Below are 23,491 nucleotides of genomic sequence, written 5' to 3' on the forward strand. Positions count from 1 at the left end.
CCAAGGTCCTTTTTCTATGCCCAAATTTAAGGAGGAAACAAACATATGTTGAAAACTTACTCTTTCCAGGACCAAGTACGCCAGCTCGAAGCAGGTATCTCCCTAATTATCGATGACGAACCTACGTTGCTTGGTTTGATTGGTCTCGGTACTAAGCCGATTTACCAAACGAAGTTCGAATGGATGTCGGATTCTCTGAACTCTAACCGCGCGGTTGCGGCTTCTGCTGCAGTAGCATCTGCAACTTCGATCACTGTCGCGTCTGGTGACGGTCTGAAATTCCGCGTCAATGCCGTAGCTGTAGTCGGCGAAGAGTATTTTAAAGTTACCGCTGTTGCTGGCGACGTTATCACGGTTGTTCGTGGATTCGACGGAACTACTGCCGCAGACATTGCCGCAGGTGACGAAATCCGTATCGTAGCGCGTCCGCAACTGGAAGGCGCAATGCCTGGCGTTGACGAAGGTCACGATCGTTACGTGGATTACAACGTTACGCAAATCATCGAGCGTTACGCAGCCGTATCCAAAACGCAACAAGCTGTCCGCACCTACAACGTTGACGACGAACTGAACTACCAAGTTCAATTGCGTCTGAAAGAGTTGCAACGCGAGCTTAACGATTGGTTGATCTACGGTCGCCGTATCGACGGTGCTCCGGGAACTCCGCGTATGACAGGCGGTCTGTTGTACTTCGCTGATAAGAAAGGCGCGGCTAAAGAGAATGCAGCCGGCGGAGAGATCACACCTACGTTGCTGAACAACTTGGCGGAGAAAGTGTACCAACGCGGAGGCTCCGTAAACACGATCCTGACGAATACCGCTGGTGCACGTCAAATCTCGAAATTCGCGAGCGACACTATCCGCACTGAGCGTACTGACACAACTACCGGCCACAAGATCCAAACGTTTGTGTCCGATATCGTAGGCGGTTCTGTTGCGACTGTCATCGTCGATCCGAACTTCCCGAAAAACAAAATCGCGATGTTCGACCGCAGCATCCTGTCCATCGATCCGTTGAATGGCCGTGCTGTACACGATATGGACGCGTCCGTACCAGGCGCTGACTTCGTGGCTCGTCAAATCCGCGGTGAATACGGCGTTACCGTTAAGAATGCCGGCGAGAAAATCGCGATCCTCGAAAACATCAGCACAACCGTATCCTAATCGAAATTGAACGCGGGCGGCTTCGGTCGCCCTTTAAACAATCGGAGGTGATCGCAAAGTGGCGAAGTATAAAGCCGCGCCGCATTACGTAATTTCCGGCGGCATTGAATTTACGGTATTTGGAACGTACGAAACGGAGGACGCGAAACAAATCGCGCTACTTGACTCGTTGGCTCCGCTATGGATTACGCGAGTAGACGACGGAAAGAAACCGGAGGAACCTGCGCAAGTGGACGAAGAGCCCGCGGAAGATAAACCCGCGAAAGCTCCGGCGACCACCAAGCGCAAAGCGAGCGCTACGTCCTCCGCAAAATAAACGGAGGTGTGGCGGATGGCAATATCAGTAACGGATGCAAACGACTATATCAACGCGAATTGTATCGATATTGAGGACTGGACGGAAGCAGAAGACGCGAAAAAACAACGAATTGTTACGCGCGCTTCCTTCGTGCTTACGAACAAGTATCCGAAGTATACGATACCTGACGCGGCGGTATACGAATTTGCTAACGCACTGGCAACGGCATTTAACGATACGAACCGGTTGCAGCAACAAGGAGTCGCGTCATTCGGCGTGACCGGCGTCGCGAACTTTACGTTCAAGGACTGGTCAAAGAACGGTGAGGAAGCGTGGATACCGGATTCTGCGCTCGATATTATTGGCGCGGAGAATGGCGTTAAGATAGGGCGCAAGACGACGAAGTGGGTGACGTTGTAATGGCGATTATTCCTTTGCGTCAGACCGTCATCGTCTCGCCATTCCTCAGCTATGATCCAGATTATAACGAACCGTCCTACGGCGATGATTACACGTTGAAATGCCGCTTTTCCGAAGAGGTCAAGTTAGTACGCAATCAGCGCGGAGAGGAAGTCGCCAGTGTTGGCGCGTTCTTCTTCGACCGGTTGCCTTCGTTAAATATTTCGGACCGACTCACGTACACAGACGAGAATATGCGGACGACAACGTATACGCCAATCGCAATCAGCGTAAAGAGGGCGCTCAACGGTAAGCCGCTTTTAACGGAGGTGAACGTGTAATGTCGATTGAGTTCGATATGGGTGCGTTCTTCAAGGGGCTGGACTTTTCGAAAGAGAACGTTCAAGCGGCCGCCAAGATCGGAATGGACGACGCGATTGACGACCTGTTGCGCATTTCGCGCGAAGAAGCTCCGCTCGATAAAGGTACGCTCCGTGAGACGTCAGGTAAACGAGTCACCGTAAGTCCTACCGGAGTAACTGGCGAAGTGTACTATTCCGTTAATGAGCGCGGCAGTAGTGGCGACCGCGTTAACTACGCGCTGATTGTCCACGAAATGGATACGTTTAAGAATCCGACCACGCCCGGAACGAAGCCGAAGTATCTCGAAGATCCGCTCACGCAGAACGCGTCGAAGTATCAACGCATGATTGCGGACGCGATCCGAAAGGGGCTGGCGGAGTAATGGCGATTCTGGGAGTGCCGGATATTACGGCTTACCTGCGCGTGGCTGTCCCGTTTACCTACGTTGCTAACGAGTTCGCGTCAGGCAATCCGGATGATTGCGCCTATGTGCGTATGAGCGGCGGATATGAGCCAAGCGAATGGACGAGTAAGCGGAGGCCAGCGTTTCAAGTTTTAGTACGCGCTAAGTCTCCGGCAACGGCAACGCAAATAGCTGGCGCAATATTTGAGGACTTGGCGAGTAAAAACGAGTTTTACTTCGGAAGTACCCGCGTGGTTAAATCTCGCGCTAACCAATCGTCTCCGATTTACCTCGGCAAAGATGCGAATGATCGAACGATGTTTTCCCTTAATTTCACACTGACAACAATCTAGGCGGTTCCCATACGGGGCCGTCTTTTTGTATGTCCAAATTCGAGGAGGAACCTATAAATGGCACAAGACTTTTCCAAGATCGAACTCGGTCCAGCTATCGTTGAGTACGGTACAGGCGCGGACATGGTCAAGTTCGAAACAACCATCGGCGGCGTAACGTTCGCAACCGAAACAACTTACCGCGATCAGCTTACGGACCAAACGGGCGAGACAATCGTCGGCAAACGGATCACCGGCCGTAACTGCAGCGTAACTATTCCGTTCGCAGAGTACGAATTGTCCGTAATTCCGAAAATCATGACAGGTGCAAGCGTCGTAACGGACGGCACCGACTCGAAAATCGAACTGAAAACGGGCGTAGGACTCAACCTGATTGATTCCGCGAAGCAAGCCGTTATCAAACCGCTCGCGAAACTGAACGATCCGAACTATTGGGTAACGCTGCCTAAAGCGTACTCCGAAACGGATCTGAGCTACGCGTACGACAACGAAAACGAACGGATCACCAACGTAACACTGCGGTCGACTCCGGACGAAGACGGCGTGGTAGCGATCCTGGGCGACAGCACCATCACGGCAACGCCATAAATAACGCGCGGTCCTTCGGGGCCGCTTTTACTTTAACGGAGGCGATAATATTGCGATTAATCGGCGCGAACAAATACAAGATCGGCGGCAGGACGGTAACGCCACGTAAGATTACGATTGCACAATGGCGCGATCTGTTCGATTCAATCCACGCAGTACCGCAGCTCATCGTGAGTGTAATGACCGCTGCTCCCGGAGACAAGGCGGCTTATTTCGTTGCAGCGATCCGCGAGTCCTTTGACGACATCGTGCGCGTGACGGCCGTCCTGACGGGCATTGACGAGGAGTATATCGAAAAGAACGCGTCCATTGACGAGTTGGTGGCGTTCTACGGTGCGGTAGCGAAGGCGAACAATTTCGGTGAACTGTTAAAAAACGGGCGGGGCGTCCTGAACCTGGCGGGACTGGCAGCGGGTCAGACTCCGGACGCGCCGAACGCAGAGTAACGATTGACGAGTTTTTCATAGAGTGCGCAGTCCGTCTCGGCAAGACGCAAGTCGAGTTTGAAACGGGCTATTTCGTCATGGACGTTTTTACCGCGCTTGAAGCCAAGCGGAAAGTCGATGCGGAGGATTGGCTGACATCATTGTCCGTTCAACATTCGACCGGCGACGACATGAAGAAGCTCATAGGCAGCCTGCGGGAACGTGCCGGCATGAACGCGGCAACTAAAGCGGAGTTTGACGAATCAGGATTCGAAGCCATGCGGAGGCAGCTACGGCACGGACGATAAGGAGAGGTGATAGCGATTAGTACGGTAGATGTCGGAGGAATACGCGCAACGATTACGGCAGATGTCAGCGGTTATAACCAAGCGATCGACCGCGCAAAAACGAAAGCGAAGGAACTCGGGGATGCCGGCAAAGCTGCGTCCTCTTCTTTCTCTGCGCTGAATACGCGGCTGTCCGAAGTGGGAGCTTCCGCAGCTCAGATCGAGAAGATCAACGCAAGCTTACGGAAGGCCAATCCGGAACTCTTACGTAAGCAGATCGAAGCCGTAACCGCGGAGATGAAGCGGTTAGGCGCAAGTAGCGCGGAGATTACGAAGATTACTAACGAACTCGAAAAGAACGCGAAGTCAGCGAACGGTGCGAGTGCGGAAGTTAAGCAGCTCGGACTTGCGTATGCCGCGTTGTCTGCTGCGATGGCTGTTGTCATTACAAAAGCGATACAGACCGCAGCTACTTTCGAACAGTCAATGGCGAAGGTTAAAGCGATTTCGGGTGCAACAGGCGAAGAGTTCGAAAAGCTGCGTCAGCAATCGATCGATCTCGGTGCGACTACGGTATTTACGTCAAGCCAGGCGGCTGACGCGCAGTCCTTTTTAGCAATGGCTTAAATTCGGGTCAGTTCGGCAGAAATGCCGTTCTAAAAACACTTGGTGAATTCGGTGAAAGCTAATCCATCCAACGCTTATTCTAATAGATCGAAGGTGGTAGTTTGAATAGAAACTGCGACGGTTGCTCTAAAGAGATAAGCGCGAGCCCATATAAAGTAAAAACTCAAAAGTATATTTTTTGTTCAAACGAGTGCTATAAAGCAAATATCGGAAAGTACTTTGCAGGTGAATTAAATCCAAACTTCAACAGTCTGGAATGTACCTGCGAGTCGTGCGGTAAAACGTTTCTCAGAAAACCTTCCCAAATAGGAAAGCACACTTTCTGTAACAATGAGTGCTACGGGAATTGGGTAAGACCCAAAACAGAGCCAAAGGGTAAGCGAGATTATTCTTGTGACTACTGTGGCGGAACTTTCAAAAGGTATCCTTCTCAAGTTAAGGATAAAAAGTGGAAGTACTGCTCCGTTGGATGCAAGAATAGTCACAATTCGGTAATTCATTCCGGAGAAAATCACCCTAACTGGAACCCTGAGTTAACTGATGAGGATCGTATCAACGCGCGCAAGTACCCTGAATATTTTGCATGGCGAGCTAATGTGTTTTTGCGAGACTCTTTTACTTGTCGCTGCTGTGGTGACAGTAAGGGAGGTAACCTAATTGCGCATCACATTTATAATTTCGCCGAGCACACGGACCTAAGAACGGAAATGTATAACGGAGTTACGGTGTGTGACGAGTGTCATAAGGAGTTTCACGATTCCTTTGGCTACACACAAAACGACCTAACGCAATTAATAGAGTATTTCAAATTAAAGGGCAGAGTTGATTCTGCCTTATTTGCGTTGGATGGGATGCTAATACCGAGCGAAGCCTGTTGAGAAATCACAGGAACGTGTAGAGACTAGGCGGAGTACTCTAACTCTTTGGACATGAGGAAACGCCCACGAGCGCCAGGCACCGTAATGCGTAGAGGCAACGGTGAAGATATAGTCCGATACTCCGGGGAAACGCGGAGAGTCGAGGATAAAGAGCCTCGATGTAACGATTGGGATTTAAGACAAACGAGATCATGGCAGCAATGCCTGGCGTACTTAACCTCGCGGCGGCCGGACAGATGGAACTCGCCCGTACTGCGGATATCGCTTCGAATATCCTGACGGGATTCCAGCTCGAAGCGGACGAAACCAGTAGCGTTGTTGACGTAATGGCGAAGACGATGACGAACTCGAATACGAATATCGAGCAGCTTGGTTACGCGATGAAATACGTCGCACCAATCGCAGCTAACCTCGGAGTTTCCATCGAAGAAGCTTCCGCAGCAGTTGCGAAATTGTCTGACGCCGGTATTCAAGGCGAGATGGCCGGTACGCAGCTCCGCGCAATCATGCTTAGGCTCGCAAGTCCAACGGATGATGTCGCGTACGTTATGAAGCAGTTGGGCGTAACCGTAACGGATGCGGCCGGTAACTTCTTACCCTTCGCGAATATTATCGGACAGTTCGAAAAGGGCTTCGTTAACTTAACGGAAGCTCAGCGGGCTCAAGCCGCAAGTATCGTCGCGGGACAGGAGGCAGCATCCGGATTCCTAACGCTGATTAAGGCGGGCGAAGGCGATCTTAACGCGTTTACCGAATCGCTTAATAACGCGGGCGGTACGGCGGCACAGATCGCAGAGACGCAAATGGATACGCTAAACGGCGCAATCCAAGAGATGCAATCTGCGCTCGAAGCGGTCGGTATTACGGTCGGCGATAACTTTGCGCCAGTTGTACGTAAAGCAGCCGAGGGTATCTCCGCATTATTGCTCGGATTCAACGATATGGACCCGGTACTGCAGAACGCTATCATCGCGTTTGCTACGGCGTCAACAGGAGCGCTCGCACTTGCGACAGCAATCGGCGTTCTATCGATCGCGTTAAAAGCTTTAACGATTAGCAACCCGATACTGCTCGCAATTTCCGTAACGCTCGGACTTGTGGCCGCGGGAGTGACGGCGCTGATTTCGAGTAATAGCGAGGCGGCGGATGCTGTACGTCAACATGACGAAGCGCAACGCGCACTCAATAATACGTTGTCTCAATCGCCGCTCGACCGTACTGTTTCCGAAGTACAGGCGTTACAGGAGCAGACCGCGGAATTGAATACGGTTCTTGAGGAGCGCGCACAGTTACAATCGCGTCTGAACGAAATCGAATCGCTGCAGGAACAAGGACTCGGAACGCCTGCGCTTCTCGACGAAATGATCGATATTAACGAGCAGCTTGCGGATATGGACGACAAACTGCGCGGACTCGGCTATGACGGCGTGGAAGATGCGACAAGCAAACTTGATATTTTGAATCGTACTATTGAAGAATCGACTCCGGCGTTGTTGAAGATGAAAGAGGCGGAGATAGCGGATGTAACTGCAAAGTACAGACAAGTAGAAGCGTCCGAGGCACTTCTCGCACGTTACAATGAACTATCCTCCGCACAACAACTTGATGACGCGCAAAAACAGGAATTAGCCAGCACGGTCGATCAATTACGTAAAAAGTATCCAGATCTGAACCGCGTTATGGATGAATCAGGTCAAGTAAGGATTCAGAATATCGGAATTATCGATGAGCATATTGCAGCAGAGAGGTCATTCATTGATCAATCTGCGGAAGCTGTGAACGCGTACGTCAGTAACATGGAGGCAATGGCTCGGGCAAACTTGGCGTCGGTTAAAGCACAGATCAGTAACTACGAAAGCCTAGCACGTGCGATGAACGCGGTCGGAGGTATTCAGTCTGGTCCCGCTAAGAAGACCGTTACGGGTATCGGCGGCATAAGCGTTAACCCAACGTTTGAGAGGATGGTAAACGGAGATAGCGAAATCCTCGACGGGCTTTATGACAAACAGGTAAAAGCGCAGCAGGCGCTACTCGATATCTCGCGTGCTAAAGAATCTCTTTCTTCCGGGGAAGCGTACGCTCCCGCTAAAGGTAGCTCCGGAATTAGTCTCAAAGAAGACAAATCCAAGAAAGCCGCCGGTAAGAAAGCGAAGTCCTCGAAAGCCAAAACCGGAAAGTCCGCCGCAGAGGTCGCAAAGGATCTACGGGATGACGCGTACAATGCCGATCTTGCAACTATCCGTTACCAAGCGGAAATGTACGATTGGTCAGCGGATCAGCAGATTAAGGCGTACGAGAAGCTTAAGAAAGCTCACGCTCAGCATCTTAAGGAAACGGTCGAGGACGCGCGCACACTTAATCTGCAGCTCAAGCGCCTGGAAGAGGACAGCGTTAAATCGCGCTATGACTTCTCGATGACATGGATCGATAAAGAGGAGCGCCGCATGGAGGATTCCGGTAAGTCCGAAGTCGCCATCGCTGAAATGAAAATCGCCGCACTTACTCGCGTTCGTGACCGTTATAAGAAGGATTCTGACGAATATAAGGACGCGGACGAGAAGCTGTACAAAGCGCGCAAGGAACTCGTTAAGGCGAATGAGCAAGCGGTAGCAGATGCGTATGGCGCGTCCGAAAAGTGGATCGGCAAGGAAGAACGCCGAATGGAATCCGCCGGCAAATCCGAGCTCGAAATCACGCAGATGAAGATCGCAGCCTGGACGAGAGTACGCGATCGTCACGCGAAGGATTCGGAGTATTACGAGAAGGCGGAGGACCAACTATACAATCTGCGTAAGAAGCTCGTCACGGAAACGGAGAAGCTTGCGGATCAACTCCTGAAAACGGAGAAGACGAATATTGATGCCGCGTTGAAGGCCGATCTCGCTGCGATTGAGGAGCGTAAGAAGACGTACGTTGCGGAAGTCGACGAGAAGATCGCGGCTATTGACGCATTGATCGCGAAGGAAGCGGAGTACAACTCTGACGCGGACTATGAGACGCAACGTTCCGAAAAACTGGCGCGTATCGACGAACTAGGCTCCGCAGTCGGTCCGGAAGGTATCCAGGAACGCGAAGACTTGATTAAAGAGCTTGCGCGCATGGAACTCGAACACGACCGCGAACTTCGTAAACGGGATCTCGAATCGCAGAAGGCCGCACTTCAGGACGAAAAGGATACGCGTAATACGGCTTTTGACGAAGAGAAATCCGCCACACAACGCCAGTACGACGCGCTTAACGATGCGTTCGAGAATCACGCGGATGACGTTAAGTTTATCGAGGCGGCCATTGCGGAGTTCCGTACGAATGCTAACGCGGAAGCCAACGCAACAATCCTCGCGTCACTGGATTCGTTCGTCACCGAGTATAACGCGAAGATGGCTACGTTGAATACCGGAGTAGCTGGCGCAGGCTCATCGTCTGACCTTGCGGAATATAACGCGAATAAGGACGCATGGGACGCGGCTAAGGCGAAGGGCGATACGGCTGAGATGGCGCGTCTGACGGCACGTAACGAGGAGCTCCGTAAGCTTTACGGCATCGGAAAGGATACCGGTAAGCTACAGCAATTCGCTAAAGGTGGCGTTGTCCAAGGCGCGGCAGGGTCGGCTGTTCCGGTGATTGCGCATGCTGGCGAAATAGTTCTTAACCCGGAGCAGATCGGAAATGTCTTCCGAATGATCGCGGCTGGCCCTTCGGATACTACCGCAGCACCTACGCAAGTCGTGAATCAAATCGACATGTCCGTTAATGGCGTTACACTTACGGATCGCGCGGATACCGAAATGATGTATGACGAGAGAGCACGCGCTGTTCAACGATTACAGACGCAGGGGGTGAAGACGCGCTAATGACGGAATGGGGCATTAAGATAAACGAGATCGACCTCGAAACGATCGGCTTCGCTTTAACCGAGCGGAGCCTGCCCGTTCTTCCTGAAACGGAGGACAATACGGTTAAGCTCGCGGGATCAGACGGCGTAATTGACTTCGGATCAACGTTCGGTCCTCGCGTAATAAACGTAACGCTTTATTGCTTCGCGCAGGATTATCACGCGGCACTTGCGCAACTGGCGGCAATGATGAGCGTTCACGGTCCGCAGATATACGTCGAGTTTCACGATTTGCCCGCGAAGAGATATCCGGTAGTTTATAGCGGGACTCTTTCCGTGCAGGCAACCGGAAGTCGGACGATTAGCCTTCCGCTCAAGATGAACGACCCGTGGCCGCAGTCTTTGCGGGATACCGCGGTAAACGAATACGGGCAGGGGCTCTCATACGGGCAGGGCTACGTATATTCGGATTACGCGCAGTTCTTTAGCGGGGCAGGAACGATGCCCGTACGTAACGAAGGAACATTACCGCAGTCGCCCGTGATTAAAGTTAGCGGCGCGTTTACGAATCTTACGTTGTCTGACGGAAGCCAAACGATAGTAATCAACGCAACAAGTACCGCGTCCGATACGTGGGAAATCAATTGCGAAAAATATACGGTTAAGAAAAACGGAGTCAACGCCTACGGATCGAGTAATGGCGTCTTTTTTGCGTTGAATCCAGGAACAACGACGATTACGGTCGGAGGCGCAGGACTTGCGGTATCACTTGCGTTCGTCTTCCGTTACAAATACCTCTACTAACGAAGGGAGCGCGGACAATGGCATTTAATCCGCAAACGATTAATAAAGAGCTCGATATGGCGAATCTCGCGAAGCATAACGCAAATTACTCCGCCATTAAAACGGAGCTCGATGCACACGATACGCACGTAGCAGCACAGACTGCGCACGGATCAACATCGGCCGCAACCGCAGGAAAGATCATGCAACGAGACAGCGCGGGACGGGCGAAAGTATCTGCACCAAGTGCACCGGACGATATCGCACGTAAAGAGGAAGTTGACGCAGTACAAACGAACCTTGACGAGCATGAAGCGGATACCGTCGCGCATCTATCCACGTCGGATCGCGAGAAATTGGACGGCTTGGAAGCCGGAGCCGAAGCGAATCAGAACGCATTCGCGCAAGTGAATAACGTTATAGCTGGCGCGGAGTCCGATACATTGACGATTGCCGGCGGAACGGGAATTACAGTGTCCACGAATCCCACAACGAAGACGCTGACGGTCACGGCTACAGGAGAGGCGACGCCGGGCGCGCATGGATCTTCGCATAATAGCGATGGTGCCGATCCGATTCCGGACTTGGTTGCGTTGAGAGACGAGTTTAACGCGTTGACGCCTACGGACATTGGCGCGGAGACTCCTGCAGGAGCTCAAGCGAAGGTGGATGAATTGTCGGGCCAAACGATGCACGCGGTAAATGTCATTGCATACGGGGCAGTAGGGGACGGTGTCACCGACGATTTCGAAGCAATACAGGCCGCATCTGACTATTGTACTGCTAACAACGGAGTTCTTTTTTTTCCTGCGGCAACATTCTATTCGTCGCAAACCGTTGTTTTTGAAAATTGCAACGTCCAAGGGACTGGCGCTGTTTTATGGAGCTCCGCGCAAATCGGTGTGGCGATTGGGACACCATCAAATGCCTTCCAAAAAAGCATCTACGGCCTCAGCGTAACAAGAGAGAATACCACTGCAGTACCTGCTAATAGCGTAGGATACAGTTTTGTGAATGCCTCTAACGCTGTATTCGTAGAATTAAAATCATCGCATCACGACAAGGGCATATATATGGCGCCTGGAGAAGCGTGTCGAGTAGCTTACTGCACTTTCATCCACCCCTATGTGCATCGTTGCAATCGAAGTTGGCACATATATGTTAACGGCACGGGATACGCAGCAGAAAATACGGTAATCGGAGGGCGTATGCAGATGGTTTCCACGCGGACGGTGGATTACCATATATATGCCGAGAGAACTGTAGGCTCCGCAGCAATTAATCATTGGCAGTGGTACGGAGTATCTATGGAGAGCTCTAGTGATTCCACAACCGCAATGAGTGCAATGAATCTAAAGCGGGTGGATAGTTGGCTTATTACGGGCGTCCGTACGGAAGGTAACTGGACCAACGGCGACATCGCTCTGGATGCAAACTGTGCGTTTAATAAAATAGAAGCCCTATACTCAGACGGCACTTTTTCCGTCAATGATTTAGGTTCGAATAACGTATTAGAGTTTAGGCAAGAGCGTCAGGTGAGCGGCATGACTGAGTATTTTAAACGAGGTGTCGTAAATTCTACCGCCACAGCAGAGTCGTCGTCAGTTGCCATGTTCCATAGAGATGGAGCCTCGAAAATTCACGTAGTTTCTGACGGTACGTCCTCGCCAAGTTTAGCACTAGGGTCTGCCGGAAATACGAGCGCAGTAGAGGTTTTGTGGGTACCTTCTAGGGCATCTATGTCAATGAGGGTTGGTGGGACTAACATTGCAGAAGTTACCTCAGCATCCCTGCGTCCATATAGCGACAATCTAGTATCTCTCGGAGGTACCTCAAACAGATGGACGCAGGTTTACGCGGCTACGGGAACGATAAGCACCTCTGACAGAGACGAGAAACAGCAGATCGGAGATATTCCTGACGAAGTGCTGGATGCCTGGTCTAACGTTCAATACTCTAGATTTAAGTTCAACGATGCGGTACAGAGTAAAGGAGACGGGGCGCGGTGGCATGTAGGACTCATAGCACAAGACATAAAAGACGTCTTTGAAGCTAAGGGGCTGGATGCTACCCATTACGGACTTCTCTGCTTCGATGAGTGGGGAGATAGTGAAGAAATCGTGGATGAAGCCGGTAATATAGTCTCCCCCGCAATACGGGCAGGCAGTAGGTGGGGAATAAGATTTGATGAGTGTCAATTTTTGGAGATGGCCCTAATGCGTAGAGAGCTGAAACGGCTGCAGTTCAAGTAAAGGAGGTGAGTCGCAATCTTACGCATATACGATAAATCGCGCAACCCCATCGGAGTCTTACCGTCCGCGTACGATGTCCAGCGCCAGCGCCGCATTAACTCGGATTATACACTGACGTTTAATGTACCGATGTCGTCCGATGAATACCGCGAGCTCATAGCGCTAAAAGGCCACGTTCAAGACGAGCGCGGCCAACTTTACGTCATCAACTCACGCAGACGTAATCGCGAAGGTAAAACGCTAACTGCGCAAGTATCGTGTTCTCACGTCATGTTTAAACTCGCTGACTATAAGATGCCGTACTCTTCGTATATTTCGGAGGCGTACGGCGTTCATATTTCGCGGCTTACCGATTCGATCAGCGCGGCCACTAACGGACGCTTTACGTTCTCAATCGACGATACATTCGATTTATACGACGTGAAGGATTGGGGCCGTACCAACGCGCTCGAAGCGTTGAACGCGGTAATCTCAATGTACGTTGCGGAAGTCGATCCGGATAACTTCGTCATTCACTTGCGTAAGAAGATCGGCGGCGACTTCGGGCATCAGTATCGGATTAATAAAAACATCGTATCCTCTTCGTACGGCGACGACGGAAGTGCGTTAGTCACACGTATGTACGCGCAGATGAAAGACGGACGCACATGGATCGGACAGCCTGCGACCATTCTTACAGCAGATGAGCGCGCAAGGTTGGCGTCAGTTCCGGGCGCTATCGTTAACGGCGTGCTGCAGTCGAATTACCTTGTATCGCAATATGCCGGCGCCTGGGCTACGTCAGATATCGCGTTCTATGACGGAGAGATTATCGAGCAAAATATTACAGATGTCGCGGAACTCGTACGGAAGACGCGTAAGGCTCTCGCGGATAACGAGGTGCCCGCGCTTGAGCTTTCCGTAAGTGCAGCGGACATTCACAAGATCGACGCGTCAGAATCGACCGTTTCGCTTGGTGACGTCGTCTACTGTTATGATCCGGAAATGGGCCTCGCGAACATTACCTCACGCGTAACGGAGCTTACCGAGTATCCGTTCGATCGCGATAAGCATACGCAGGCTACGGTTGCTAACGTAATGACGCGGGATTTCAGCGACATCATTGCGGATCTCGACCGAGCCAAACGGATCGTCAACGATATTATGAGCGCGGGAACAATCCGGACGGAGGTATTCGAGTCGTTCGCGAAACAGGCGATTGCGGATATTGATAACTCGAAGACGGAGCTTGTGTATCCGCCCGAAGGCGGTATTCTTGCGCAAGACAAGACGAATCCACTCCGTCAGGTGCGCTTAACTTCCGCTGGAGTCGGCGTCTCGACTGACGGATGGAATACGCTAAGAGCCGCAATAACCGCGGACGGTGTTCACGGTGAGAGGATAATTGGGCAGATCGGTAACTTCTCGTCTCTTAGCGTTGGTAGTGGCAATAACATAATCTTGTTGAATCAAACAGCGGGAATGTCGGCCGGCCACGCAGTCTTTAGCTCCGCGCCTTTCCGTTTGGATTTCCAAGGTAATGTTACCATGAACCGCTTGACCGCGAACAGCGCAAACATTTTCGAATCTAACCTTAATGCGTCCAATTGGAAAGATGGTGTATTTAGCGGAGACATCACTGCGCAGGGTCAAATCACGGGTGGTATTCTAACGGGCGCGTTGATCCGCACAGCAATAAGCGGCCGTCGAATCGAGCTAGACGCGCAAGGACTCCGAAGTTATGACGCGGCCGGTACAAATCGTATCAGAATTAATACCGGATCTGATAGCGGAATCGCTGCGATATCCTTTTACGGGTCAGGTGGCGCGGTGGCCGGTGAGATTAACGCGTACCAGAATAACGGGCAGCTTACCGTATTCAGTAACGACGTGTTTATCGGATCGAACAACACCGGTAACCCTATACGGTTACAAGGCGCGCCAATTATCGCGGGACCTGCGGAATTTAGGAGTACGGTGACCGGACTTAACCTCGGGATCGGAAACATTTCAGGTCTGAGGGCAGAGTTAGATTCAATATGGAACTCGTTAAGTGGGAAAGCATCTCTCAGCCACAGGCATACAGTATCAGTACCTGACCACAACCACGGGAACCCACAGAATGCTACATCTGGAGGCGGTACCTTCACAACTTCCGCCGCGTAATGGTATTATAGGAAATAAGAACCATATACCAATTCGCGGAGGATTAATCATGAAAAAAGTAGCATACATTGCCGGCGGTATCTTGATCGGATTTGTTCTTTCGACATCTGCCGGCGCATTTGCGGATAGCGTAAAGTCACTCGTAGGTAAGAAAGTCTCCGGAGAGTATACCGTTATTGTTGACGGCCAAAAGCTCGCGGATAAAGGCGCAATTATTGACGGGAAGGCTAACGTACCTGTTCGCGGAATATCTGAGGCGTTAGGAGCGGATATCAAAGTGAGCGGAAAAACAATTACAGTAACTACGACGGATGTACAACAAACGGCATCACCGGAAGCGACTGCCGAAAACAAGTACTCCGGGCGTTCTGCGGAAAGCTTACAAGAGACACTGTCTATTTTAAAAGATCGTATACTCGCGCCAAACCTCAAAGAACGCGCGGAAGTAGCAGCGGATGTGGACCGTTTGAAGTCAGTAAAAGCGGATGAGGCGGTAATTGCTGAACGCGAATCGCAGCTCGCAGGGTACGACGAGAGAATAGCGCAAGCTAACGCAGACATCGCGCAAGCCGAAGCCGCACTCGCCGCGCTTAAATAAACGAATACATTACGCAGAGGTCTCGCCGTCAGGCGTGGCCTTTTTTGCGTTCACAGAAACGGAGGAACAGCGCATGAAGTCACGTGTATTACTCGAATGTACGATCGACCTGGCGCAACCAGTTCCGGAAATTACCGCAGTCATCTCAGAAATACTCGCACATTATCCGGACGGCCAGGCGGAAATACTCCGCGCACTTGATCACGAAATCGGTATGGCATTGGCTGCGCTAGATAAGGGGGCCGACGATGGAGCAAGCGATATTTAATAGTGCGTTAAAGGAGGGGCTGTTCGCAGTCCTATTCGTCGTTGTTGGCTTCTTACTTTGGCGTCAGATGGCGCGCATACAAGACGATGGGAAGGCGCGGGAAGAACGCATGCTAGTCGCCGCCAAAGAACGCGAGGATCAGATGTATTCGGACGCGTTACGTAGGGAAGAGCGCCTAATGCGATTGGCCGAGGATCTGACGGGGCGCTTCGAAACATTGGCGTCACAATACGAAACTCTGGCGATTGATGTAACGGAGATCAAGTCCGTAATGAAAGGGGAGCGATAACGTGAATTACCGCAAAGATTATATTCCGAAAGGGACCGCGTATAACCGGCGGCCCGGCTACGTTATGAATGCAACAACTATTACGATTCACAATACGGGCAACGCGAACTCTACTGCGGCGAATGAGCGCGGATGGCTTACAAATCCGACCAACGCGCGTCAGGCTTCGTTTCACATCGTAGTTGATGAGCGCGAGGCTATCGAATGTATTCCGCTTAATGAGAACGCGTGGCATTCCGGAGACGGTAGCGGTGCGAGCTCCGGCAACCGTACGTCAATCGGTATCGAGATCTGCGAGTCCGGCAACTACGCAAAGACGCTAGATAACGCGGCGACTCTCGTTGCGTCGATGCTGAAAGAGCGCGGGTGGGGCGTAGATAGATTGCGTCGACACTACGACTGGTCCCGCAAAATCTGTCCGCGCTTAATGTACGATGGCGGCGCATGGACCGGTTGGGGTTTGTTTAAGGCGGCGGTGCAAGCGAAATTAAACGAAAAGGTGGCGGATGCTGACGTGAAGAAAGACGTAATCGTGAGCGTAGTTGTGAACGGTAAAAAGGTGACGGACGGCGTGCTTGACGCAGGCACAACGTATACACCTGCGCGTGCAGTAGCCGAAGCATTGGGCGCGAAGGTAACGTGGGATTCGAAGACTAAAACGGTGACGATTACGAAGGAGGGCGCATAATATGTACGAAATTGGCGTAGTGGTAGCGGTGATTATTGCGATCGGAGAGTTCGCGAAGTTATATGTACCGGTGAAGTTCATTCCGATGTTATCGATGGGACTCGGCCTAGTGGCGGGTCTCTTTTACATTCCGGTTGAAACCGTAGTTGAGGGTATCATGACGGGCGTAATGACGGGTTTGGCCGCGTGTAAGTTGTATGATATCGGAGCTAAAGCAATTAAGAAATCGGGAAATTAACGGAAAATAGTTGCGGCGTTTCTTCGCTCGATGACGTATAATACCGTATAAGAGCGCGGGACGCCGCGTATACATACCTACGGAGGGATTCAGTTGCTTCTAATTATATTTTTGATACTGATTTTCATCGTACTCCCAATAGCAACAGTATGGACGAACATTCAATATTTTCGCGCAGAAAAGATAAGCTGTCCGCATTGCGGTAAGGTGTACCGACTTATGAACGGAAGCTATAAGTGCCCGAAATGTAAAACGCGCGTCACACGAACAGCTGACGGCGATTTAGTAACTTCATAACGCAAGACTTAGCGCTCATCTCTTCGGAGGTGGGCGCTTTTTCTGCGTTATAGACCGCGCAGCCGCTCAGGCACCGTCGGGTCCACGTATTGATCCGTATTCAATCCGAGATACTTTCGCATCAACACGCCTGCCTCCGCCGTCATCATCGACCACCGTATCCGCATCTCCGCCTGATATCTGCGACATTTATAGCGCGCCACTACGCCGTCGCTGTCCGATACCTCTTCGTAGACTTTGATACCGCGCGTCCGGAAGCCCTTGCGCACCTCGTAGATGTCTGCGGTGAGTTTGCGCTGAGCTTCCGCAATTGCGTCGACATAAGGGCCCGGCGTCTTGAGCGTAGCGTTAATGAGCGCGATATCCCGTTCGAATGCGGTGAGGACGCGTGGGAGGATGATATGCGATTTGATTAGCGCGTGGTCAGCGAGAGTGATATCGATCATGGGCGGCAGGCCTCCGTTGTAAGGCGTTTTAGTCTGCGCATGCAGAACGTTTGTTCTTAGTATAGCGCGGTAATGACGTAAACACAACGTAGCATCCCCGTTTGCTATTACGTTTAGTATTTCGTATAATAAACGAGACCCAAACGCACAGTAGCGGAAGGGTAAAACGATATCACAACGTATAAATGAACGGTGGGTCCTCGTGTGTTTGGACGCCAATTTAACGATAGAGTAGCGTAGGAATGCGGGTTTAGAGGCGTAAACATAGCGTTGCGACTTAAAATCCTGCGGTAGGTGACTACCGTACCGGTTCGATCCCGGTCCTCGGCATCCTTATGAAGAAGATCGCATGACGCTTGTTGAACAAGCTGTCGATGCGATTTTTTTTATACCCTTTTTGAGTATATTGAATAGAAAATCCTACCTTTCGGGTTCATAAACTGAAATTGTACATAATACATATCAGGAGATGTCTAGTTGCCTCAGGCTGTAAGTTAGGAAGACATGAAACGATGGTGTATACTATCCATAGGCATAAATTACCTTTATCTTGCGGAACTCAAGGAAGCAAAATAAATTTCTTTTGATGGAGGATCAGCATATGTTGAAACAACTTCAGCCTTACCAGGTTTTACAGGAACGCAGGATGGAGGAACTGAAATCAGATGGTTACCTGCTTGAACACAAAAAGTCAGGTGCCAGAATTGTCGTTTTATCCAATGAGGATGACAATAAAGTGTTCAGTATCGGGTTTAAAACACCTCCGAGTGACAATACGGGTGTACCTCATATTTTGGAGCATTCCGTGCTGTGTGGGTCCAAGAAGTTTCCTGCAAAGGATTCCTTTGTGGAGCTGTTGAAAGGTTCACTGAATACCTTCCTGAATGCAATGACGTACCCGGACAAAACGATCTACCCGATCGCCAGCCGCAATGATCATGACTTCCATAACTTGATGGATATTTATCTGGATGCGGTACTGAATACCAACATTTATGAGAACGAGAAAATATTCCTGCAAGAGGGCTGGAACTACAATCTGGCCTCGCCTGAGGATGAATTGACATATAACGGTGTGGTGTACAACGAGATGAAGGGGGCATTCTCCTCTCCGGAGCGTGTTGTACGCAGAGCCGTCCTGAATTCACTTTTCCCGGATACAACCTATTCCTGCGAGTCTGGAGGCATTCCGGATGAGATCACAGATTTGACCTACCAGGGTTTGCTCGATTTCCATACGAAATACTACCATCCTTCGAACAGCTACATATACCTGTACGGTGATATGGATATGGAAGAGAAGCTGAAATGGCTGGATGAAACCTATCTGAACCAGTACGATCGTATTGAGACTGACTCGGAGATTGGGGTACAGGAAGCCTTCAGCGAGCGGGTTGATGTGGTCAAAACGTATTCCGCGGGAAGTACCGAGTCGGAAGTGGATAACAGCTTTTTGACGTATAATGCCGTGATTGGGACTACTCTTGATCAGGAACTGAATATTGCCTTTCAAATTTTGCAGTATGCACTCCTGAGTGCGCCGGGAGCTGTTCTGAAGCAGGCACTGCTGGATAAGGGGATTGCCAAAGAAGTCTATGGCTCGTATGACGACAGCTTGTATCAGCCTGTACTGACCATTGGTTTGAAGAAGAGTAACCTGGAGAGCAAACAGGTGTTTTTGGATACAGTGAATGAAGTGCTTCAGCGTGTAGTTAAGGAAGGAATTGATCCCAAGGCTCTGCTTGCGGGGATTAACTCTTATGAATTCAACCATCGTGAAGCCGATTTTGGAAGAATGCCGAAAGGACTCATCTATGGCTTCTATACACTTCAGAGCTGGCTCTATGATGATCAGGCGCCATTCGCTCACCTGGAGGCCAATGACGTATTTGCAACGCTGCGAACCAAAATGAATCAAGGATACTTCGAGCAGTTGATTGAGCAGTATTTGCTGCAAAATACACATACCTCATTTGTTGCGGTGACTCCGGACAAAGGGTTGAATCAGCGGAAGGAAGAGGCGCTGCGTACCCGGCTGAAATCCTATCAGGCCAGTCTGAATGAGACCGAAATCGCAGAGTTGGTGCAAAAAACGAAAGAGCTCGCGGATTATCAAAATGAGCCTTCGACCAAAGAACAACAGCAGGTTATTCCAACCTTGTCGATTGAAGATATCGAACCCAAAGCATCCACCCTGTACCAAACCCTAAACACGGTAGAGGGCACAACGATCCTGCATCACAATCTATACACCAACGGGATTGGTTATCTGAAGCTTTTATTTGATGTCAAAGAGATTCCGCAGCATCTGCTGCCTTATGCCGGTCTGCTAAAAAGTGTGCTCGGTTATGTGGATACGAAGAATTTCTCGTTCAACGAGTTATCCAATGAAATCCATATCCACTCAGGCGGAATCAGTGCAAGTGTAGGGGCGAGCGCTGATGCGAAACAGTACAACGCGTACCGGGCTCACTTCGAATTCGGGGCGAAGGTTCTGTACAGCAAGCTGGGATTTGCGTTTGACATGATCAAAGAGATCATTCTGACTTCCCGGTTCGACGACTCGAAGCGCTTGTATGAGATCATTTCCCAACTGAAGGGACAATTGCAGCGCAGCTTGATCAACAGTGGACATTCTGCGGCCATGGGCAGATCCTCTGCCAAACATTCAGCGGTGGCTGCCTTCCGGGAAGCTGTTAGCGGGATTGCTTTTTATCAATGGCTCGAAGAGCTTCAGGCGAACTATGATGAGAGAAAAGAAGAGCTTGCCACTCGTCTTAAAGAATTGACAGGCATGATTTTCAGACCTGAGCTGCTGCTTGTTAGCTATACCGCAGATGAGAAAGGATATGAAGGGTTGGAGCAGCAGGTGTCTGACCTGAAATCCAAGCTGTATACACATGATGTGGCGAAGGAGCACGCTGGATTCCAAGAGGTTCATCACAATGAGGGCTTCAAGTCACCTTCGGAAGTGCAATATGTTGTTCAGACAGGCAACTTCCTTACCAAGGGATTCCAGTATACAGGCTCGCTGCGGGTTCTTCAGGGGATCTTGTCACTTGACTATCTGTGGACCAATATTCGGGCCAAGGGTGGTGCCTACGGCTGCATGAGCGGTTTCAGACGGAATGGAGACAGCTATTTAGCCTCATACAGGGACCCTAATCTTGAGAAAACCTATAAAGTTTATGAAGACATTCCGCAGTATTTGCAAAAATTCAAAGCGGATGATCGTGAAATGACGAGATATATTATCGGTGCCATTCAGGATCTGGATACACCTAGAACACCGTATTCGGAAGGGAACTTTTCACTGGAATGCTACTTGTCGAACGTTACCGAAGCAGATCTTCAACAGGAACGAGATGAAGTGCTGGGCACAACGGAAGCCCATATCATCGATTCGGCTGCCCTCGTTTCTGCAATCCTGGAACAAGGAAATCGCTGTGTTGTCGGCAATGAAAGCAAGATCGAAGAGCAAGGCTTCCTGTTCGACGAAACGCTGGATTTAATCAAGTACTAAATGCAGAAGTAGTGCATGGTTTTCGCAAAGTGGATGCATGAACAAAAAAAACGGGTCCCCGGTTGGTTTAGCCATCTGGGGGCTCGTTTTTTTGGTTTATAACTCGTGAAAATGGCTTAAGAATATTCAGAGTATATCAGTCAGAGCCTGAACAGATATGCCGCTATAGCACATTTCTGGCCTGCCGCCCGGAGGTATGTTAAAATGATGGATAGTCTATGAGCCTTGAATCAGGCTCAACACAAGGGCAGCCAGAGGTTTTGGCAGCACGGGTATGTTTTCATCAGGGAAAGGAGCCCATACATATGTTTGAAAACGATTGGGACACAGTTCTTAGAGAAGAGATTGAATCGGAGTATTTTAACGATATACGTTATGCATTAGCAGAAGAGTACAAAACGCAAACGGTATATCCGTCCAAAGAGAATCTGTTCTCGGCGCTCAAACTGACGCCTTATCATCAGGTCAAAGCAGTCATTCTGGGTCAGGATCCTTATCACGGAGCTGGACAGGCACACGGACTAAGCTTTTCGGTCATGCCAGGTGTGCGCATTCCGCCTTCACTACTAAATATATATAAGGAACTTCATGCAGATCTGGGCTTGCCAATCCCCAAACAGGGGTACTTGGTACACTGGGCAGAACAAGGCGTACTGCTGCTTAACAATGTACTTACGGTACGCGAGGGCCAGCCGAATTCTCATCAGGGACTGGGCTGGCAAAAGTTCACCGATGCGGTGATTCGTGCGTTGAATGAACGCTCGGAACCGATGGTGTTCATGCTGTGGGGCAGTCATGCGCAGAAAAAGGGCGCCTTTATTAACCGGGACAAACATCTGGTGCTGGAATCAACACACCCCAGTCCACTTGCAGCCCATCGTGGTTTTCTGGGCAGTCGGCCATTCTCCAAAGCCAACGATTTCCTGACCTCCAAAGGTATTCAACCGATTGATTGGACTATACCGGAAAACTAGATAAGCGGAGGTGAGGACATTGCGACATTGGGTTGGACGAAAAGTAGCAGTATATCGGGCGACGGGGATACGAGAGCCACTGAAGGGGACTTTGGTAGAGTGGGATGAAGAATCGGATTGTGTACGAATCGGACCGAAGCGGATCAAGGTGTCGTTCGACAATATCGCAATGATCAGACCTCTGCCCGAAGAGAGCCTTCCCTTGAAGAAAGCACGTTCTGAGGTGCATAAGGTCGGATATGTGATGAAAAAGGCCATTCAGTTTGACAATGCGATCTATTTCAAATCACAGGTCATGATATGGCGGCGGGCCAAAATTGTAGCGCTGTCCACCACGATTCTTCGTCATGATGAAGATCAGGTCGAGCTTGCAGATGGCCGGTTGCTTCGCAAGGACAAGCATATGTTTGTGGTGCGTTCCAGGCGGGGCATACGCTAATATGACTTTTATATTTAATATTCATTTCATGTAAAGATCATATAGATTTAATCTTCGGCCGTTATATTAAATGTAACAACCCCTTCTAAATGATGTGTAATAACATGGGAACCTGGCCGGCTGCAAACGGTCGGGTTTTTTTTGTCACCAGGCAATACGAGGGGGTAACATAGCAATGACATTCTTGTTATATACTAATGAGATAGACAACAAGAAGGAGTGAAGCCCTTTGAAACGTATATGTGTTTTTGCAGGTTCCAACCCTGGGAATCATCCGGACTATACACAGCAGGCAATCAACTTGGGCAAGCAGATTGCAGATAACGGATTCTCCCTTGTATATGGCGGGTCATGCATGGGATTAATGGGTGCGGTGGCCGATGCAGCTCTGGAGAATGGCGGAGAAGTCATTGGTGTTATGCCAACCGGATTGTTTCGTGGAGAAATTGTGCATGGGGGCCTTACACAGCTGATTGAAGTAGGGACGATGCATGAGCGGAAGGCAACGATGGCGGAACTGTCTGATGGATTTATCGCACTTCCTGGTGGCATGGGTACCTTTGAGGAATTGTTCGAAGTGCTGTGCTGGGCCCAAATCGGTATTCACCGCAAACCGGTTGGTTTATTAAACGTAAATGGTTATTACGAACCTTTGATGAAACTGGTGGAGCATAGTGTCCATGAAGGATTTTCGAATACTTCTCATCTCAGCCTGTGGAGTCTTGAATCCGAACCGGCCGAACTGCTTGCGAAGATGTCGGCTTACGTTCCTGCACAGTTAACTCAGAAATGGACTCAGCTTAATGAACAAAAGTAATCCAAGAGATTAGAGTTGAATTAACCACCGGCATCCGCGGAAAAAATTCCGTTCTGCCCAAGCAAGTTGCGGCCTGAGACATAGTCTATAGTGTACTTTCTTAAGAGGGGAGTGTCA

At 50.3% G+C, this 23,491-nt stretch carries 24 protein-coding genes and 1 pseudogene; 24 read left to right on the forward strand and 1 reads right to left on the reverse strand.

The window, feature by feature from the left end:
* Positions 1 to 45: 45 nt before the first annotated feature.
* The 20 genes and pseudogenes from MH144_RS12185 to MH144_RS31095 all read left to right on the forward strand — a co-directional run bounded on the left by MH144_RS12185 (position 46) and on the right by MH144_RS31095 (position 17,175).
* On the forward strand, positions 46 to 1,164 hold the full coding sequence (locus MH144_RS12185) for an SU10 major capsid protein (protein WP_239300126.1): 1,119 nt from the start codon (positions 46 to 48) through the stop codon (positions 1,162 to 1,164).
* Between the two features lie 169 nt (positions 1,165 to 1,333).
* Positions 1,334 to 1,480 (forward strand): hypothetical protein, encoded by a 147-nt coding sequence (locus tag MH144_RS12190; protein ID WP_239300128.1) that lies wholly within the window; start codon positions 1,334 to 1,336, stop codon positions 1,478 to 1,480.
* A gap of 15 nt (positions 1,481 to 1,495) precedes the next feature.
* Positions 1,496 to 1,882, forward strand: coding sequence for a hypothetical protein (locus MH144_RS12195; protein ID WP_239300130.1), 387 nt, complete (start codon positions 1,496 to 1,498; stop codon positions 1,880 to 1,882).
* Complete coding sequence (locus tag MH144_RS12200; protein ID WP_239300132.1) at positions 1,882 to 2,202, forward strand: hypothetical protein; 321 nt, start codon at positions 1,882 to 1,884, stop codon at positions 2,200 to 2,202. Before MH144_RS12195 ends, MH144_RS12200 begins: the two co-directional genes overlap by 1 nt.
* Before the next feature lie 107 nt (positions 2,203 to 2,309).
* Positions 2,310 to 2,606, forward strand: a complete 297-nt coding sequence (locus MH144_RS12205; protein WP_239300134.1) for a hypothetical protein — start codon at positions 2,310 to 2,312, stop codon at positions 2,604 to 2,606.
* A gap of 41 nt (positions 2,607 to 2,647) precedes the next feature.
* Entirely contained in the window at positions 2,648 to 2,980 is a 333-nt protein-coding gene (locus tag MH144_RS12210) for a phage tail terminator protein (RefSeq protein ID WP_239300136.1), read from the forward strand.
* Positions 2,981 to 3,037: 57 nt separating this feature from the next.
* Positions 3,038 to 3,568: a hypothetical protein gene (locus MH144_RS12215; RefSeq protein WP_239300138.1), complete on the forward strand. Its 531-nt coding sequence runs from the start codon at positions 3,038 to 3,040 to the stop codon at positions 3,566 to 3,568.
* 50 nt (positions 3,569 to 3,618) lie between these two features.
* Positions 3,619 to 4,014, forward strand: coding sequence for a hypothetical protein (locus tag MH144_RS12220; protein ID WP_239300140.1), 396 nt, complete (start codon positions 3,619 to 3,621; stop codon positions 4,012 to 4,014).
* A 293-nt stretch (positions 4,015 to 4,307) separates the two neighbouring features.
* The gene (locus tag MH144_RS30980) at positions 4,308 to 4,907 is read left to right on the forward strand and encodes a phage tail tape measure protein (protein WP_239300142.1); all 600 of its coding nucleotides are present in this window, start codon (positions 4,308 to 4,310) and stop codon (positions 4,905 to 4,907) included.
* A 1,045-nt stretch (positions 4,908 to 5,952) separates the two neighbouring features.
* Positions 5,953 to 9,636, forward strand: coding sequence for a phage tail tape measure protein (locus tag MH144_RS12230; RefSeq protein WP_275440069.1), 3,684 nt, complete (start codon positions 5,953 to 5,955; stop codon positions 9,634 to 9,636).
* Positions 9,636 to 10,421, forward strand: a complete 786-nt coding sequence (locus tag MH144_RS12235) for a phage tail domain-containing protein (protein WP_239300146.1) — start codon at positions 9,636 to 9,638, stop codon at positions 10,419 to 10,421. The genes MH144_RS12230 and MH144_RS12235 overlap by 1 nt, the downstream gene beginning before the upstream one ends.
* A gap of 17 nt (positions 10,422 to 10,438) precedes the next feature.
* Complete coding sequence (locus tag MH144_RS12240) at positions 10,439 to 12,652, forward strand: tail fiber domain-containing protein (protein WP_239300148.1); 2,214 nt, start codon at positions 10,439 to 10,441, stop codon at positions 12,650 to 12,652.
* A 24-nt stretch (positions 12,653 to 12,676) separates the two neighbouring features.
* A complete protein-coding gene (locus MH144_RS12245) occupies positions 12,677 to 14,797 on the forward strand; it encodes a phage tail protein (RefSeq protein WP_343226059.1) in 2,121 nt (706 codons plus the stop codon).
* 49 nt (positions 14,798 to 14,846) lie between these two features.
* Positions 14,847 to 15,395 carry a stalk domain-containing protein gene (locus MH144_RS12250; RefSeq protein ID WP_239300150.1) on the forward strand — a complete coding sequence of 183 codons (549 nt, stop codon included), beginning with the start codon at positions 14,847 to 14,849 and terminating at the stop codon, positions 15,393 to 15,395.
* A 73-nt stretch (positions 15,396 to 15,468) separates the two neighbouring features.
* Positions 15,469 to 15,663 carry a hypothetical protein gene (locus tag MH144_RS12255; RefSeq protein ID WP_239300152.1) on the forward strand — a complete coding sequence of 65 codons (195 nt, stop codon included), beginning with the start codon at positions 15,469 to 15,471 and terminating at the stop codon, positions 15,661 to 15,663.
* Positions 15,644 to 15,712: pseudogene (locus MH144_RS31090) on the forward strand (BhlA/UviB family holin-like peptide); the annotation flags it as partial. The gene MH144_RS12255 and the pseudogene MH144_RS31090, both read left to right, overlap by 20 nt.
* A gap of 18 nt (positions 15,713 to 15,730) precedes the next feature.
* The gene (locus MH144_RS12260) at positions 15,731 to 15,952 is read left to right on the forward strand and encodes a hypothetical protein (protein ID WP_239300154.1); all 222 of its coding nucleotides are present in this window, start codon (positions 15,731 to 15,733) and stop codon (positions 15,950 to 15,952) included.
* Between the two features lie 64 nt (positions 15,953 to 16,016).
* Positions 16,017 to 16,640 (forward strand): N-acetylmuramoyl-L-alanine amidase, encoded by a 624-nt coding sequence (locus MH144_RS12265; RefSeq protein WP_239300665.1) that lies wholly within the window; start codon positions 16,017 to 16,019, stop codon positions 16,638 to 16,640.
* 1 nt (position 16,641) lies between these two features.
* Positions 16,642 to 16,878 carry a hypothetical protein gene (locus MH144_RS12270; RefSeq protein ID WP_239300156.1) on the forward strand — a complete coding sequence of 79 codons (237 nt, stop codon included), beginning with the start codon at positions 16,642 to 16,644 and terminating at the stop codon, positions 16,876 to 16,878.
* A 93-nt stretch (positions 16,879 to 16,971) separates the two neighbouring features.
* Positions 16,972 to 17,175, forward strand: a complete 204-nt coding sequence (locus MH144_RS31095; RefSeq protein WP_418041139.1) for a DUF2614 family zinc ribbon-containing protein — start codon at positions 16,972 to 16,974, stop codon at positions 17,173 to 17,175.
* 47 nt (positions 17,176 to 17,222) lie between these two features.
* Here MH144_RS31095 and MH144_RS12275 read toward each other — a convergent pair whose 3' ends face one another.
* Positions 17,223 to 17,621: a YhjD family protein gene (locus tag MH144_RS12275; RefSeq protein ID WP_239300158.1), complete on the reverse strand. Its 399-nt coding sequence runs from the start codon at positions 17,619 to 17,621 to the stop codon at positions 17,223 to 17,225.
* 601 nt (positions 17,622 to 18,222) lie between these two features.
* Between MH144_RS12275 and MH144_RS12280 the strand changes: the two genes are divergently transcribed.
* The 4 genes from MH144_RS12280 to MH144_RS12295 all read left to right on the forward strand — a co-directional run bounded on the left by MH144_RS12280 (position 18,223) and on the right by MH144_RS12295 (position 23,374).
* Positions 18,223 to 21,144: an insulinase family protein gene (locus MH144_RS12280; RefSeq protein WP_239300160.1), complete on the forward strand. Its 2,922-nt coding sequence runs from the start codon at positions 18,223 to 18,225 to the stop codon at positions 21,142 to 21,144.
* Positions 21,145 to 21,449: 305 nt separating this feature from the next.
* Positions 21,450 to 22,118 (forward strand): uracil-DNA glycosylase, encoded by a 669-nt coding sequence (gene ung, locus MH144_RS12285; protein WP_239300162.1) that lies wholly within the window; start codon positions 21,450 to 21,452, stop codon positions 22,116 to 22,118.
* A 19-nt stretch (positions 22,119 to 22,137) separates the two neighbouring features.
* Positions 22,138 to 22,557, forward strand: coding sequence for a hypothetical protein (locus tag MH144_RS12290; protein ID WP_239300164.1), 420 nt, complete (start codon positions 22,138 to 22,140; stop codon positions 22,555 to 22,557).
* A gap of 229 nt (positions 22,558 to 22,786) precedes the next feature.
* Positions 22,787 to 23,374 carry an LOG family protein gene (locus MH144_RS12295; protein WP_127537821.1) on the forward strand — a complete coding sequence of 196 codons (588 nt, stop codon included), beginning with the start codon at positions 22,787 to 22,789 and terminating at the stop codon, positions 23,372 to 23,374.
* Positions 23,375 to 23,491: the final 117 nt, after the last annotated feature.

The sequence above is a fragment of the Paenibacillus sp. ACRRY genome (assembly GCF_022346995.1).
In the GTDB taxonomy this organism is placed as follows: Bacteria; Bacillota; Bacilli; order Paenibacillales; family Paenibacillaceae; genus Paenibacillus.